Annotated in this window: 14 protein-coding genes; 10 read left to right on the top strand and 4 right to left on the bottom strand. The window is 72.9% G+C overall.

The annotated features are described in order from the left end of the window. Positions 1 to 11: 11 nt before the first annotated feature. Complete coding sequence (locus CYJ76_RS06130; RefSeq protein ID WP_070705108.1) at positions 12 to 593, top strand: GNAT family N-acetyltransferase; 582 nt, start codon at positions 12 to 14, stop codon at positions 591 to 593. A 199-nt stretch (positions 594 to 792) separates the two neighbouring features. Here the strand turns inward: CYJ76_RS06130 and CYJ76_RS06135 are convergent, their stop codons facing one another. Together CYJ76_RS06135 and CYJ76_RS06140 are read right to left on the bottom strand one after the other, a co-directional pair. Continuing rightward, positions 793 to 2604, bottom strand: coding sequence for an NAD-binding protein (locus CYJ76_RS06135; protein ID WP_144043043.1), 1812 nt, complete (start codon positions 2602 to 2604; stop codon positions 793 to 795). A gap of 10 nt (positions 2605 to 2614) precedes the next feature. Further along, on the bottom strand, positions 2615 to 3001 hold the full coding sequence (locus CYJ76_RS06140) for a DUF6394 family protein (RefSeq protein WP_070705110.1): 387 nt from the start codon (positions 2999 to 3001) through the stop codon (positions 2615 to 2617). A gap of 221 nt (positions 3002 to 3222) precedes the next feature. Between CYJ76_RS06140 and CYJ76_RS06145 the strand changes: the two genes are divergently transcribed. Beyond that, complete coding sequence (locus CYJ76_RS06145) at positions 3223 to 3939, top strand: response regulator transcription factor (RefSeq protein ID WP_237769762.1); 717 nt, start codon at positions 3223 to 3225, stop codon at positions 3937 to 3939. Continuing rightward, entirely contained in the window at positions 3936 to 5306 is a 1371-nt protein-coding gene (locus CYJ76_RS06150) for a sensor histidine kinase (protein ID WP_083323536.1), read from the top strand. The genes CYJ76_RS06145 and CYJ76_RS06150 overlap by 4 nt, the downstream gene beginning before the upstream one ends. Here the strand turns inward: CYJ76_RS06150 and CYJ76_RS06155 are convergent. Then, on the bottom strand, positions 5288 to 5803 hold the full coding sequence (locus CYJ76_RS06155) for a hypothetical protein (RefSeq protein WP_070705111.1): 516 nt from the start codon (positions 5801 to 5803) through the stop codon (positions 5288 to 5290). The genes CYJ76_RS06150 and CYJ76_RS06155 overlap by 19 nt on opposite strands. Positions 5804 to 6042: 239 nt before the next feature. On the opposite strand from CYJ76_RS06155, the gene arfA reads away from it, so the two are divergent. From arfA to arfC, 3 genes are read left to right on the top strand one after another with little or no spacing between them, the layout of a single operon-like run. After that, positions 6043 to 7329 (top strand): channel-forming protein ArfA/OmpATb, encoded by a 1287-nt coding sequence (gene arfA / locus CYJ76_RS06160; RefSeq protein WP_070705112.1) that lies wholly within the window; start codon positions 6043 to 6045, stop codon positions 7327 to 7329. A gap of 13 nt (positions 7330 to 7342) precedes the next feature. Further along, positions 7343 to 7501 carry a channel accessory protein ArfB gene (gene arfB / locus CYJ76_RS12430; RefSeq protein WP_168168452.1) on the top strand — a complete coding sequence of 53 codons (159 nt, stop codon included), beginning with the start codon at positions 7343 to 7345 and terminating at the stop codon, positions 7499 to 7501. Continuing rightward, positions 7498 to 8217, top strand: a complete 720-nt coding sequence (arfC, locus tag CYJ76_RS06165) for a channel accessory protein ArfC, sunset domain variant (RefSeq protein WP_070705113.1) — start codon at positions 7498 to 7500, stop codon at positions 8215 to 8217. Before arfB ends, arfC begins: the two co-directional genes overlap by 4 nt. 99 nt (positions 8218 to 8316) lie before the next feature. Here arfC and rsmI read toward each other — a convergent pair whose 3' ends face one another. Continuing rightward, the gene (gene rsmI / locus CYJ76_RS06170) at positions 8317 to 9150 is read right to left on the bottom strand and encodes a 16S rRNA (cytidine(1402)-2'-O)-methyltransferase (RefSeq protein WP_101849543.1); all 834 of its coding nucleotides are present in this window, start codon (positions 9148 to 9150) and stop codon (positions 8317 to 8319) included. 151 nt (positions 9151 to 9301) lie between these two features. Between rsmI and CYJ76_RS06175 the strand changes: the two genes are divergently transcribed. The 4 genes from CYJ76_RS06175 to rsmA are packed head-to-tail and all read left to right on the top strand — an operon-like array spanning position 9302 to position 13538. After that, on the top strand, positions 9302 to 9913 hold the full coding sequence (locus CYJ76_RS06175; RefSeq protein ID WP_101849544.1) for a DUF4126 domain-containing protein: 612 nt from the start codon (positions 9302 to 9304) through the stop codon (positions 9911 to 9913). Between the two features lie 11 nt (positions 9914 to 9924). Continuing rightward, positions 9925 to 11748: a methionine--tRNA ligase gene (gene metG, locus CYJ76_RS06180; protein WP_101849545.1), complete on the top strand. Its 1824-nt coding sequence runs from the start codon at positions 9925 to 9927 to the stop codon at positions 11746 to 11748. Beyond that, positions 11749 to 12618 carry a TatD family hydrolase gene (locus CYJ76_RS06185; protein ID WP_070704126.1) on the top strand — a complete coding sequence of 290 codons (870 nt, stop codon included), beginning with the start codon at positions 11749 to 11751 and terminating at the stop codon, positions 12616 to 12618. Continuing rightward, positions 12615 to 13538 carry a 16S rRNA (adenine(1518)-N(6)/adenine(1519)-N(6))-dimethyltransferase RsmA gene (gene rsmA / locus CYJ76_RS06190; protein ID WP_238138170.1) on the top strand — a complete coding sequence of 308 codons (924 nt, stop codon included), beginning with the start codon at positions 12615 to 12617 and terminating at the stop codon, positions 13536 to 13538. Before CYJ76_RS06185 ends, rsmA begins: the two co-directional genes overlap by 4 nt. Positions 13539 to 13688: the final 150 nt, after the last annotated feature.

Below are 13688 nucleotides of genomic sequence, written 5' to 3' on the forward strand. Positions count from 1 at the left end.
ACCATCGGGCCATGGACCAGGAGCGCGGCAGTCCGGCGGTGGGCGAGGTGGAGGTTGATCGGCTGCGGCTGGCCGATGTGGAGTCCCTCGCCCGGGTGCACGGGATGATCTGGCGCGCGACCTACACCGGACTCCTCCCCGATGCGGTGCTGGACTCCCTCGACCCCGTCGCCGGGGCCGCCCGGTGGCGGGAGGCCGCGCAGCGCCTCGCGGACGAGGGCCCCACCGGTGCCGCCCACCCACTGGGCAGCAACGGCCCACCCCCGGTCGCGGACACCCGAGTGGCACGCCAGCAGGACGGTCACGTGCTGGGTTTCATCTCCGTGGGCCCGCCCCGTGACGACGACCCCCCGGCGCCGAGGGAGCTGTGGGCGCTCAACCTGGACCCGGCCTGGCACGGCACGGGCCTGGCCGACCGCCTGCTGACCGCAGCCCTCCCGATGGGGCCCGCCTACCTGTGGGTGCTCGAGGGCAACGAGCGGGCGATCGCGTACTACGGCAAGCGGGGTTTCACCGACACCGGGCGGCGCAAGGAGCTCATCCACCGCACGGGGCCCACGGGTGTGGCGGAGTGGTGCCTCCTGCGCCCCTGAGTCAGCCCCGGTTGCTGGACGCGCCGGTCCCGCCGGTCCGGTCCGCGCCGCCGGACCCACCCCGGCGCGGCACGGTACTGCGCCGTCGATGTGTCGCGGACCACGACGAGGGCGGCCGGTACCGCGGGCGGGGCGTGACCCGGCGGGGGCGAGGCTGCGCGCGGTGCCGGACGGCCTGGTGACCCCGGTCGGCTGAGCCTCAGCGCCCCAGGCGGCGGATGTCGTCGCGGTCGTCCAGGCGCGACCGGCGCCGGCGCACGCCCTTGGGCAGGGTGTGGTGCGGGGTGGTCCGGCGGCCCCGCAGCGCGCGGAACACCCACGTGTGCGGCACGTGCACGCCCGTGGCCAGCTTCTCCACGTCCGCGTCGCTGTACAGCGTGGAGGTGAGCTCGCCCAGGCCCTCGGCCGTGCCGAGCACCAGCAACGAGTCGCCCAGGTGCAGCGAGGTGCCGGGGGCGGGGGCCGCGGTGCGCTCCCGGCCGCGGCCGTGCACGGCCGGGTAGACCTCCAGCGGTTCCCCGCTCTCGGGGTGGGTCAGCAGCTGCTCCAGGGTGATGTGCCCGCCCTCCAGCCAGCGCACCAGGGCGGGGGCGTTCTCCTCGGTGACGTCCAGCCGTGCGGCCTGCGGGGTCTGCGTGCCCACGCGCGCCTGCAGGTCCTCCAGCACCCGGGCCCCCCACTCCTCGTCGCGCTCCATCACCTTGCGCACGAAGTGCCAGTAGTTGGGGCTCACCAGGTAGGCCAGCGCCTCCCGGGAGATGAGCTCGGCCGGGTGGAAGGTGGCGTCGGGGGCGAAGGCCTTCACGGTGGAGCGGCGGCCCAGCGTCTTCTGCCGCAGCACCAGGAAGCAGTCCGGGTTGGCCTCGCGCACCCGGGCGGCCACCGAGAGGTTCACGATGTCGCTCTCGGCGCCCACCACCACACCGGTCACGTCGTGCAGGTCCACCAGCTCCCCGGTGGGGCGCGCGTCGCGCACCTCCAGCCCGGCCCGCGTGAGGTCGCGGCTCACCTCCTCGCCGAACTCGCCGTCGCTCACCACGACCCACGGCCCGTCGTCGAGCCGCTCCCGGGGCTCCTCCAGCTCGGTGCCCGGAGGGCTCATGAGCCAGGTGGCGAGGCGGTGCACCGACGGCTTGCGCAGCTGCATCGTCAGGTAGGTGCCGAACTCGTCCAGCGGGTTGATGACGTGCTCCGGGAAGAAGTCCTGCATCCGGTCGGCCATGACCCGGCTGGTCGACCGGGCGATGACGGGCACGTCCGGGCGCAGCAGGTTGACGGTCATGACGATGGCGAGGTTGGTCTCGTCGTCCTCGGTCATGGCCAGTACGCCGTGGCACCACGGGCTGCCCAGCCCGGCGGTGCCGAGGGTGGTCACCTTGCGGGCGTCGCCGTGCAGGGCCAGCACGCGTCCGCCGCGGCGCCCCATCGCCATCCGCTCGAGCCGCTCGGCGTCGCCGTCCACCACCACCACGTCGCGCTCGATCGCCACGAGGCCCTCGACCACGCCCGTGCCGGCCTGGCCGTGCCCCACCACGATGTAGAACGGGTCGCGCGTGCGGCGCAGCGAGCGCATGAGCCGCAGCTCGGAGGTGGCCTCGCGGAAGCCGGGGGCGGTGAGCGTGTAGAACATCGCGGTCACCGCGTAGGTCCAGGTGAACACCGAGGCGAAGATCGACCCGGCCACCCACATGCGCTGGGGGATGGTGAACTCGTTGGGCACCTCGCCGTAGCCGATGGTGGTGGCCGTGTAGCTCATGACGTAGAACGCGTCGAACAGTGAGAGCCGGTGCGGGTTGCCGTCGGCGTCCACGCCGGGCATGAGCGAGAGGCCCACCACGCAGAAGGTGAACACGGCCACGATCATGAGCAGCGGTGCGCGCAGGCCGCGCAGGGTGGCGTTGACCACCTCCCGCGCCTGGTCGTCCACGGGCACCTCCACCTCGCGGCGGCGGCGGGACTCGGGGCGGGCCGCCCGGTGGTGGGCGGTCATCCGCGTCAGGGGGTTGACCACGGGGTGGACCTCAGCGGCCGCGGTAGTTCACGGTCTCGATGACGAGGATCACCAGCGAGACGAGGTTGGCCAGCAGCGCGCCGATGGCCAGCGACACCACGGACGACATGGCCTGCGCGTCGATGGGGGCGTCCCGGCCCTGGTCGATCCACACCCAGACGGCGGTGGCGGCGAGCAGCTGCAGGCAGGAGACGAGGCTGGCGGCCAGGTGCACCGCGCCCACGTGGGTGCGGTCGCCCAGCTTGAGCACGGCGGCCACGAGGTTGACCACGAGGGCGGCGTAGAGCTCGTAGGAGTTGTGCAGGTCGGGATCGCTGATGTCCCCCGTCACGTAACCCAGGTTGAGGGTGGCGGCCAGGAGCACGAAGAAACCGAAGACGACCTTCTCGAAGTTCACGCCCCCCACCGTACGTGCTCCCCCACCCGGTCGAGGGGCACAAGAGAGGGAGCCACCGGACCCCTCAGTACGGTGGCTCCCTGTCCCTTGTGTGCCGCTCCGGCGTTCCTCCAGAAGGCCGGCGGCCGAGAACGTGTCCCTCGCTCTCGATGTGTCCCATACAAACCCGGCCACATCTCACGTCTCGCACGCGTTGCTCACAGGACGTTCACAACTTTCGCGTGAGCACGCCCGCCTCCTACTGTGGCCCCGTGACCGTGAACCAGAACGTCCACGTCCTGCTGGTCGAGGACGACGAGATGCTCCGAGAGACGACCGCCCTGGTGCTGGAGCGCCAGGGGTTCTCCGTGTCCACGGCCGCCGACGGCGTGGACGGCCTGGACGCGCTGCGCCGTGAGCGCTTCGACGTGGCGGTGGTGGACGTGATGATGCCGCGCATGGACGGCATCACGTTCGCTCGCAAGGTGCGGGAGGACTCCGACCTGCCCATCGTGCTGCTCACCGCGCGCGACCTGCCGCACGACCAGCTCGCCGGCTTCCAGGTGGGCGTGGACGACTACGTGACCAAGCCCTTCGACGGCGAGGTGCTGGCCGCCCGCCTCCGCGCGGTGCTGCGCCGGGTGGACACCGTGCCGACCGAGCCGACGACCACCACCATCCGGGTGGCGGACCTGACGGTGAACCGCGACGGAATGGTGGTGCAGAAGGCCGGGGAGACCATCAGCCTGAGCGCCACCGAGTTCCGCCTGCTGGAGGTGCTGCTGGACCACCGCGGCCGGGTGCTCTCGCGCCACCAGCTGCTGGAGATGGTGTGGGACATCGGCTCGTGGGGTGACACCCACGTCGTGGAGGTCACCGTGCAGCGCCTGCGCCGCAAGATCGGCGCCGAGCGCATCGTCACCGTCCGCGGAGCGGGCTACAAGCTGGTGGATGCGTGAGCCCGGACCGTTCCGGGGACCCCGAGGCCCCCAGGCGCCGCACCGGCGGCATCCCCACCCACCGCCTCGACGCGGCGGTGACCGGCCCGATGCGGGTGAGCGGCCGCAGCGCTCGTCGGGACCAGCGACTGGGGGGCACCCGCTGGCGTGACTCCATCCGGACCCGGATCGTACTGGCGGTGCTGCTGGTCTCGATGGTCACCAGCGCCGGCCTGGGGGTGCTCCTGGCCTCGCAGGCCTCGGACGCCGCGCGTGAGAACCTGCGCCAGCAGGCCGTGAGCCGGCTCGACACGGTGAGCGCCTCCTACCGGCTGGACGGGCGTGTGCGCCGCGGTGCCACGGCCGACCCGGACGTGCCGCCCCGGGAGCTCGTGCAGGGCATGGAGCAGGGGGAGCGGCGGAGCTACTACGACGGCGACACGATGTGGGCCACCGAGCGGCTCGGCAAGGACGTGCTGCTCACCGTGCAGCTGGACGACGACATGCTGCGCCAGCAGGACGCCGAGCGGCTGCGGACCCTGCTGCTCTCCCTGGCGCTGGCCTCGGCCATCTCCGCGGCGGCGGCCTGGACGCTCGGCAACGCCCTCTCGAGCCGGCTCCGCAGCGCGGCCACGGCCGCCACGGCCATGGCAGAGGGGGACACCACGGCCCGCACGGACACCGGCGGACGTGACGAGGTGGCCGCGCTCACCCGGGCCGTGGACACCCTCGCGGTGACCCTGCAGAGCCGCCTGGCGGCAGAGCGCGCCTTCACGGCGGACGTGGCGCACGAGCTGCGCACCCCGGTGACGGGGCTCGTGAGTGCCGTCGAGCTGCTCCCCGAGGGGCGCCCGGCCACGTTGGTGCGCACGCAGGTGGGCCGGCTGCGGCGCCTGGTGGAGGACCTGCTGGAGGTCTCCCGGCTGGAGAGCGGGTCGGAGGTGGCCACCCTGGAGGAGCACGACCTCGGCGAGGTGGTGGACCGCACGGTGCGCTTCCTGGCGGTCTCCGCCCCGTGCGAGCGGGTGGAGCTGCGGGGCGAGTCGCCGCAGCAGGTCCTCATCGACCCGCGGCGCTTCGAGCGGATCATGGCCAACCTGCTGGTCAACGTGCAGCGCCACGGGGGCGGTCACTGCGTGATCACCGTGGTGCGCCGCGCGGTGGTGGTGGACGACTTCGGGGACGGCTACCCCGCGGAGATCCTCGAGCACGGCCCGCAGCGCTTCCACGGCAGCGGGGCGAGCAAGGGCACCGGGCTCGGCCTGACCATCATCTCCAAGCAGGCGGCCACGATGGGGGCGACGGTGGAGTTCGACCGGGCCCGCACCGGCGGGGCGCGCACGGTGCTGCGCTTCCAGGCCGCCGACGCTCAGTGGGGCAGCTCGTAGGTCTCCTGCGAGGTGGAGCCCAGCGGCCGCCCGTCCACGAAGTGGACCACGATCGAGGTGTAGACGCTGCCGGCCTCGGAGGTCTTCACCTCGGGGGCCTCCACCTCCACCTGATAGCTCTCCAGGGTCCCCTCGGCACAGTTGGGCTGGCAGTTGTTCACGCTGAACTCCCCGGTGCCCTTGGCGCTCCGGGCGTCCCACTCCGCCCACTGCAGCTTGCTCAGGGTGGCGTTGGTGTCCTGGCAGTCGAGGCTGAGGGTGGGCGGGCGCACCATCGTGCCCTCGCCGAGGCAGTCGAGGACCTGCGGCTCGGGCTCCGTCGAGGCGTGGTCGCCCCCGGCCGCCTCGGCCTGGCCGACGCCGGAGGCGGAGGGGGCGCTGGTGCTCGTCTCCGCGCCGTGGGACTGCGGGACCTCGTCGGCGCCGGAGCAGGCGGCCAGCAGCACCGGGGCCACGGCCGGGAGGGCCCAGCGGGGGGATCGGGTGATGCGGTGCATGGACGTCCTCGGATCGGGGGTGGGGCCACGGAGCAGTCTGCGCCACCAAGTTCACAAACCGCGCACGCGGGCCGGGCCGAGCCGCCCGGGACGGGGCCGCGAGGGCGTGGCGAACCGCCGTCGCGCCCGCCCCGGAAGCGTGGGGTGCAGCGGATATCCTCTGCCCAGGACTTCTGTCCCCCGGGCCGCCGCGGGGGACGAGACCGGCCACTCCCAGCACGGCGGACGAAGGAGCACTCATGAGTGACAAGTGGGGCGAGGGCGACCACCTCGATGCCCGCGACGGTGACGAGGTCGACCGCTACGACGCGGTCGACGACGGGGGTGAGGAGTGGTACGAGGTCTCCCGCCGCTACCGCCGTGGACTGGGTGGGTGGTGGTGGCTGGCGCTGCTGGCCATCCCGCTGCTGCTGGCCCTGCTGGGCAGCCTGCTCGACAAGGGCGGTGACGAGCCGGCGGAGGAGAAGACCACCACCGCGGCCGAGACCTCCTCCTCGGTGCAGGACTCCGGCGACGCCGTGGCGGCCGACTCGGTCTCCTACGAGGGCGACAAGGACAAGGTCACCTTCACGGCCTCCGCCCCGAGCGAGTCCGACAAGGACGCGCTCGTCAAGGCCGTCGAGGACGCCAACGAGGGCCGCACCGTGGACGCTCAGGTGTCCGTGGACGAGAAGGCGCCGCTGGTGGAGGGCGCCCAGCTGGGTGCGCTGACCAACGCGCTGAAGGCCGGTGGCGAGGGCCTCACGGTGTCCGGTGACGCCTCCGCCCTGACGCTCTCCGGCGAGGTCGCCGACGAGGCCGCCCGCAAGACCGTGGCCAAGGAGTTCGCCACCGTCTACCCGGACGCCAGGATCACCAACGAGCTGACCGTCGGCGGCAAGCCGGCCCCGGCCGAGCCGAGCCCGTCGGAGCCGGCCGCGTCGAGCAAGCCCGCCGAGCCGAGCCCGTCGCAGTCCTCGAGCGAGGCCCCGGAGCCCAGTGCCTCGGAGCCGACCGAGTCCAGCAAGCCGGCCGAGCCGTCGCCCACCGCGAAGCCGAGCACGTCCGAGCCCACCGAGTCCTCCGCCCCGGAGCCGTCGCCCACCAGCGAGGCCCCGAAGCCCGAGCCGACCACCCCGAAGCCGAGCCCGTCCGGCCCGGCCCCGGTGTCCGCCATCGGCGACCTCACCTGTGAGAACGCCAAGGTCTCGATGGACCGCGTCAACGCGGCCAACCCGATCCGCTTCCCGTCCAGCAGCGACGCCCTGTACGGCGACTCCGCTCTGGCCGCGGGCCAGATCGGTGCCAAGCTGGCCGGCTGCGACTTCGACGTCGTGGTCATCGGGCACACCGACAACGTCGGGGGCGACGTGAACGAGAAGCTCAGCGCCTACCGCGCCGAGAAGGTCGCGCAGGCCCTCGTGGTGGCCGGTGTGGACAACAGCCGCATCGAGCAGAAGAACGCGGCCGCGTCGCAGCCCGTCGCGAGCAACAAGACCGAGGACGGGCGGGCCAAGAACCGTCGCGTCACCATCCAGGTGAAGTGAGAGGAGAGGACCGATGGGTGAATTCCTGATGGAGTGGCTCTGGTACCTCGTGGCGTTCGTCGTCGGCGCGCTGGCGATGTACGTGGTCGTGGGCATGACCGTCCCGGCGGATTCCGAGGAGGCCGCCTTCGCCGACCTTCCCGGCGCACGTGAGATCGGAGACGACGAGTGAACTGGCTGCTGATGCTCCTGGCCTTCGCGCTGGGCGCCCTGGTCACCTGGCTGTGGTCCGTGCGCACGGTCACGCGGGTGATCCCGGCGAGTGAGTACGACGCCCACCTGGCCTCCCTGGGTGTGGACGACGAGGACGAGGTGGAGGTCGACGACGACGCCGACCGCATCGAGGTGGACGAGGACGCCGAGGCGGACCGTCGCGGCTTCTACACCGAGCGGGACGACGTCCGCGAGGACGAGGTCGACCTGGTCGACGCCGAGACCGACGGTGCCCACGCCCTGGGTGACGACGAGGACGCCGTGGTGGCCGACGAGGTCCACGACGAGGACGCCGAGCTGGTCGAGGCCGACGCCGACGCCGACCGGGTCGACGTCCACGACGAGGAGGGCGCCGGCGCCCACCCGCTGGGCGAGGACGACCTGGACGACGACGTGCAGCCGGTGACCGGCGCGTCCGACCACACCCAGGCCATCCCGGTGGTCGACGGCGAGGACGCGGCCGACGCCGACTCGCCCTACGGCCCCGGTTCGGCGCTCCCCGCCGAGGACGGCTCCGGCCCCGAGGGCTGGGCCATCAAGGGCAACGCCGACTCGGGCCTGTTCCACACCGAGGACAGCCCGGGCTACGCCAACACCCGCGCCGAGGTCTGGTTCGCCGACGAGGAGTCGGCCGTGGCGGCGGGCTTCCGTCACTGGGACCGCAAGCAGCGCTGACCCGCAGCGCCCGAAGGGGCCCCGTCCACCGCACCGGTGGACGGGGCCCCTTCGCGTGGGCCGGGCGGGGGCCGTACCCCTCGGCCCGAGGCGGTGAGTTCAGTCCGATGCGGTGAGCGCTGCCTCGTAGAGCGCGCGGGAGGGCAGCCCGGTGGCCGCCGCCACCTGCTTGCACGCGTCCTTGAGGCGCACCCCCTGGGCCACCAGCTCCTGCACCTGTGCGGCGGCCTGCTCGGGGTCGGCCGCGCGGGCCGCCGCGCCCTGCACCACCACTGTGATCTCGCCGCGGGCCCCCTCGACGGCCCACTGCGCCAGCTCGGCCACCGGCCCGCGCCGCACCTCCTCGTAGGTCTTGGTGAGCTCGCGGCAGACGGCGGCCGGGCGGTCGGCACCGAAGGCCTCGGCCATGGCACCCAGGGTGTCGGCCAGCCGGTGGGGTGCCTCGAAGAAGAGCATCGTGCGGCGCTCCTCGGCGAGCTCCCGCAGGGCGGCGACGCGGGGGCCGGCCTTGCGCGGCAGGAAACCCTCGAAGCAGAAGCGGTCCACCGGCAGCCCGGAGACCGCCAGCGCCATGAGGGCGGCGCTGGGCCCGGGTACGCAGGTCACCACCAGGTCGCGCTCCACGCAGGCCTGCACCAGCCGGTAGCCGGGGTCGCTCACCGAGGGCATGCCGGCGTCGGTCACGAGCACCACGCGGTCCCCGGCGGCGATGCGGTCGGCCAGCTCGGGGGTGCGGGAGGCCTCGTTGTGCTCGTGGTAGCTCACGAGCGGGGCCGAGACGGTGACGCCCAGGGCGGCCGCCAGCCGCTGCGTGCGACGGGTGTCCTCGGCGGCCACGAGGTCGGCACCGGCCAGCTCGGTCGAGAGGCGCGGGGCGGCGTCCGCCGGGTCTCCGATGGGGGTCGCGGCCAGGACGAGGGCTCCGGAGGTCATGCGCCCATCATCGCCCGACGTCACAACTCTGCAACGAACCGGGCACGAAATGGCAAAGCGGGGAAGGCGGCGTCCCCCGGTGCGATTCCATGGGGGCGGCGCCCACGGAGCACAGAGGTGCCCCCGTCGCCACCACGTTCAGGAGACCCACGTGCTTGCAGCCCTCACCGGCCTCGGCCTGTCCGCCGCTGCGGGCTTCAACGCCTACATCCCCTTCCTCATCGTGGCCTGTCTGGCCCGCTTCACCACCTTCGTCACGCTGCCGCCCTCCTTCGCCTGGATCGAGTCCTGGTGGGCCATCGTGGGCGCGGCGGTGCTGCTCCTGGTGGAGGTCACCGTGGACAAGGTGGCGGTGGTGGACCACGTCAACGACGCGGTGGGCACCTTCATCCGGCCGATGACCGGTGGGCTGGTCTTCGCCGCCACCTCCGCCGCCGAGAGCCTGGACAACTCGCAGTGGATGGCGGAGCACCCGTGGGTGGGCGTCATCGCGGGCATCGTGGTGGCCGGCATCGTGCACTCCGGCAAGGCGGCCGCGCGCCCGGCGGTCAACGCCAGTACCGTGGGCGTGGGCACGCCGGTGGTCTCCCTCGCCGAGGACGTGGCCGCGGTGTCGCTGAGCGTGGTGGCGGTCTTCGCGCCGCTGTTCGTGCTCGTGGTGCTGGTGGTGCTGGGGTGGATCGTGTGGTCCCTCTGGCGACGGTTCAAGCGCCTGTCGGGTCGTCGCCGCCCGCACCGGGAGTACGCGCCCTTCGCCTCGTAGACTCGGGCGCCATGAGCAAGGTTCTCTCGGCCGTCGCCTGGCCCTACGCCAACGGTCCCCGCCACCTCGGCCACGTCGCCGGCTTCGGGGTGCCCTCGGACGTCTACTCGCGCTACATGCGCATGGCCGGACACGACGTGCTCATGGTCTCCGGCACCGACGAGCACGGCACGCCCATCCTCGTGCAGGCCGAGGCCGCGGGGAAGACGCCGCAGGAGTTCGTCGACGAGAACAACCGGGCCATCTGCGAGGACCTCACCGCCCTGGGCCTGTCCTACGACCTGTTCACCCGCACCACCACGGTGAACCACCACGAGGTCGTGCGGCAGATGTTCACGGCCGTGCACGACAACGGCTACTTCGTGGAGCAGACCCAGCTGGGCGCCATCAGCCCGTCCACGGGCCGCACCCTGCCGGACCGCTACATCGAGGGCACCTGCCCGATCTGCGGCGACACCTCCGCCCGCGGCGACCAGTGCGACAACTGCGGCAACCAGCTCGACCCGGCCGACCTGGTCGACCCGCGCTCGCGCATCAACGGCGAGACCCCGGAGTTCGTCGAGACCAACCACTTCCTGCTCGACCTGCCCGCCCTGGCTGAGGCGCTGGGGGAGTGGCTCGAGGGCCGCGAGGCCTCCGGTGCGTGGCGCCCCAACGTCATCGCGTTCTCCCGCAACATCCTCAAGGAGATCCGTCCCCGCGCCATGACGCGCGACATCGACTGGGGCATCAAGGTGCCGCTGGAGGGCTGGGAGGACGCTCCCAAGCGCCTGTACGTGTGGTTCGACGCCGTCATCGGCTACCTGAGCGCCTCCATCGAGTGGGCCCGCCGCAGCGGTGACCCCGAGGCGTGGCGCGCCTGGTGGAACGACCCCGAGGCCGTCAGCGCCTACTTCATGGGCAAGGACAACATCGTCTTCCACTCCCAGATCTGGCCGGCCGAGCTGCTCGCCCACAACGGGCAGGGCAGCAAGGGCGGGGAGCCGGGGCCGTTCGGCGAGCTCAACCTGCCCACCGCGGTGGTTTCCTCGGAGTTCATGACGCTCGAGGGTCGCCAGTTCTCCACCTCCCGCGGGCACGTCATCTACGTGCGCGACGTGCTGGAGCGCCAGCAGCCCGACGCCATCCGCTACTACCTCTCGGCCGTGGCGCCGGAGACCAGTGACGCGGACTTCTCGTGGGAGGAGTTCGCGCGCCGCACCAACGGTGAGCTCGTGGCCGGCTGGGGCAATCTGGTCAACCGCACCGCCTCGATGATCGCCAAGAACTTCGGCGAGGTGCCGGCGCCCGCGGAGCTGCAGGACGAGGACCGCGCCCTGCTCGATGCCGTGCGCGGCGGGTTCGCGACCGTGGGGCAGCTGCTCGAGCGCTTCCGCAACCGCCAGGCCCTGGCCGAGGCGATGCGCTTGGTGGGCGAGGCCAACGCGTACATCTCGACCACCGAGCCGTTCAAGCTCAAGGGCGAGGACCAGCGCGAGCGCCTGGCCACCGTGCTGTGGACCTGTGCCCAGGCCGTCACCGACCTCAACACGATGCTGGCGCCCTTCCTGCCGCACTCGGCCAACGAGGTGGAGGCCGCGCTGGGTGGCGGGGCCACCGTCGCGCCGCTGCCCCGCATCGACGAGGTGACCGACCTGGACGACCCCTCGCGCGTCTACCCGGTGATCACCGGCGACTACACCACGGGGGTGCGCTGGGAGCCACGCGACGTGGTGGTGGGCGCCCCGGTGGCCAAGCCGACGCCGATCTTCCGCAAGCTCGACGACGAGGCCGTGCAGCGCGAGCGCGAGCTGACCACCTCGGCCCCGGCCGAGGGCCCCACCGGGGAGCGCTGAGTGCCGCACACCAGCCCCCGGCGCACCGAGGCCCCGCCGCTGCCCGAGCCGCTGCCGATCCCGGTGGTGGACAACCACACGCACGTCGACATCGAGCGGGACGGTGTGGTCATGGGCGGCGAGGGGGCCGGTGGCGGCGTGCGCGGCGTCATCGAGGCCGCCCGGGCCGTGGGCGTGGACCGCCTGGTGCAGATCGGGTGCGAGCTGGAGTCCGCGCGGGTGACCGCCGAGGTGGTGACCCGCCACCCCGAGGTGCTGGGTGGCGTGGCGCTGCACCCCAACGAGGTGCCGGTGCTCGCCGAGCGCGGTGAGCTGGAGTCGGCGCTGGAGGAGATCGACCGGCTCCTGCGCGGCGACCGGATCCGGGTGGTGGGGGAGACCGGGCTGGACTACTTCCGCACCCCGCCGGAGGGGCGCGCGGTGCAGGCCGAGGGCTTCCGCTGGCACATCGACAGGGCCAAGGAGCTGGGGCTCGCGCTGCAGATCCACGACCGCGACGCGCACGAGGACGTGCTGCGCATCCTGGCCGAGGAGGGGGCGCCGGACAGGACGGTGCTGCACTGCTTCAGCGGCGACATCTCCATGGCGCGGGAGTGCGTGGAGCGCGGCTACATGCTGAGCTTCGCCGGCACGGTGACCTTCAAGAACGCTCGCGACCTGCGCGACGCCCTGGCCGTGGTGCCGCTGGAGAACCTGCTGGTGGAGACCGACGCGCCGTACCTCACGCCGCACCCCCACCGCGGCGCCCCCAACGCGCCCTACCTGGTGCCGCTCACGGTGCGCACCATGGCCAGCACACTCAACGTGTCCGTGCCCGAGCTGTGCCAGGCGATCTCGGAGAACTCCGAGCGGGTGTACGGGCCGTGGTGACCACCCCGCAGCCCGAGGGGACGGTGCCGGTGGAGGCGCCCGACGAGGGCCTGCTGGGCCCCGCCCAGATCCGCGAGCTGGCTGACCGGTTCGGTGTGAGCCCCACCAAGCAGTGGGGGCAGAACTTCGTCATCGACAAGGGCACCGTGCGCCGCATCGTGCGGTCCAGCGGGGTGGGCGCGCAGGACCACGTGGTGGAGGTGGGGCCCGGTCTGGGCTCGCTGACCCTCGCGCTGCTGCCGTCGGTGGCCTCGCTGACCTGCGTGGAGGTGGACCCGCGCCTGGCCGAGGCGCTGCCCGGCACCGTGGCCGCGATGGCGCCCGACCGCGCTGCCGACCTGCGCGTGGTGCACGACGACGCGCTGCAGGTGACGGAGCTGCCCGGCCCCGCGCCCACGGCACTGGTGGCCAACCTGCCGTACAACATCGCCGTGCCGGTGGTGCTCACCTTCCTGGAGCGCTTCCCCAGCCTGCGGACCGTGCTGGTGATGGTGCAGCTGGAGGTGGCCGAGCGCATGGCCGCCGCACCGGGTTCCAAGGTGTACGGCGTGCCCAGCGTCAAGTGCGCCTGGTACGGCCCCACGCGGCTGGCCGGCCGCATCGGCCGCAACGTGTTCTGGCCGGCGCCCAACGTGGACTCCGGGCTCGCCCGCATCGACGTGGCCCCGCGGGACGAGGCGGCCGTGGGCGTGCGGCGTGAGGAGGTCTTCTCCTGCGTGGACGCCGCGTTCGCCCAGCGGCGCAAGACCCTGCGCGCCGCGCTCGCGGGCTGGGCGGGCTCGGCGCAGGCCGCCGAGGCGGCGCTGGTGGCCGCCGGCATCGACCCGCGGACCCGAGGCGAGGCGCTGGACGTGGAGGGCTTCATCCGCCTGGCCGCCGCGCACCGGCGCCTGGTCGGTGAGGACGGCGCAGCCCGCTGAGGTGGTGCCCGGTGCGGTGTGGACCGCCGGGTCCGGGCCCGCTGCGGTCCCCCTAGTTGTGATGTCCAGGGACGTTGTTGCGTGACTCGCTGACAGGTGAAGGCCTCCTGTTGCGAGAGTGGAGCTGTCTAAGAACCGCTGCACGCACCT

It is taken from the genome of Kytococcus schroeteri, assembly GCF_002847825.1.
GTDB lineage: Bacteria > Actinomycetota > Actinomycetes > Actinomycetales > Dermatophilaceae > Kytococcus > Kytococcus schroeteri.